Origin of the sequence: Mycobacterium sp. 1164985.4 (assembly GCF_001668575.1) — a bacterium.
Taxonomy (GTDB): domain Bacteria; phylum Actinomycetota; class Actinomycetes; order Mycobacteriales; family Mycobacteriaceae; genus Mycobacterium.
The window spans coordinates 1-1241 of the sequence record NZ_LZMD01000028.1; the positions used below are offsets into that span (position 1 = coordinate 1).

Consider the following 1241-nt stretch of genomic DNA (forward strand, 5'->3'; position numbering starts at 1 on the left):
GTGCGCGCGACCCTCACGGCGGCAACCACAGGTGTGGAGTTGCTCGAGCAGTTGCAACGCGCCCACCACCGCACCCTGGAACACGAGCATCTTGCGCTGCCGGAGATCCACCGGCTCACCGGCCACGACCAGCTGTTCGACACCCTGTTCGTCTACGAGAACTACCCCATCGACACCGCCGCGGATGCAGGCGACGGCCAGTTGGCCATCACCGAGGTCAGCACACGAGAACATAACCACTACCCGCTGACGGTGGCGGCCGCGCCTGGCCCGGAATTGAGCTTGCGCATCGAGTACGACACCGAAGTGTTTGATGCGGCCGGCATCGAGGCGTTGATCGAACGGCTGAGTCGGGTGTTGGTGGCGATCAGCGCTGACCCGGGCCGCCGGTTGTCGTCGATAGATCTGCTCGATCAGGTCGAACATGCCCGGCTGGAGGGGTGGGGGCGTCGTGCGGTGTTGACCGCTCCGGCACCGGCGGCGGTGTCAATTCCGGAGTTGTTCGCCGCGCATGTGGCGAGCGCTCCCACGGCGGTGGCGCTGACCTTCGAGGGTCGTTCGTGGACGTATCAAGAGCTCGATGTGGCGTCGAACCGATGGGCGCATCTGTTGGCGGCTTACGGCGCTGGGCCGGGGCAGCGGGTGGGGTTGTTGGTGCCGCGTTCGGGTGAGGCGATCGTGGCCATGTTGGGGGTGCTCAAGACGGGCGCAGCCTATGTGCCGATCGATCCGGGTCTGCCAGCGGCGCGGATCGGGTTTGTGCTTTCCGACGCAGCGCCGGTCGCAGTGATCGCGACAGCGGGTTTGAGGTCGGGGCTGGCTGGGCAGGATCTGTTGGTCGTCGATATCGACGATCCCGTGGTGGCAACTCAGCCTGGCACCGCGGTGGCGGCTCCGGCCCCCGATGACGTCGCGTATTTGATCTACACCTCGGGCACCACGGGTGTTCCGAAGGGGGTGGCGGTTGCGCATCGCAATGTGACCCAGTTGATGGAGTCGTTGCATGCGCCGTTGCCGGTGGCGGGGGTGTGGTCGCAGTGGCATTCGTTGGCTTTTGACGCTTCGGTGCAGGAGATTTTCGGGGCGTTGTTGGGTGGCGGGCGGCTGGTGGTGGTGCCCGATGAGGTGGCCCGCTCCCCAGAAGACCTGCATGCCTTGCTTGTCCGCGAGCGGGTGACGGTGTTGAGCCAGACCGCGTCGGCAGTGGGGACACTGTCGTCGGAGGGTTTGGATGCGGTGGC

General features: G+C 66.0%; 1 protein-coding gene. It reads left to right on the forward strand.

Translation table 11 applies throughout. From position 1 onward, the window contains the following. Positions 1–1241 (forward strand): AMP-binding protein (locus tag A5650_RS03710; RefSeq protein WP_156743996.1); only part of this gene is annotated, 1241 nt, incomplete at both ends.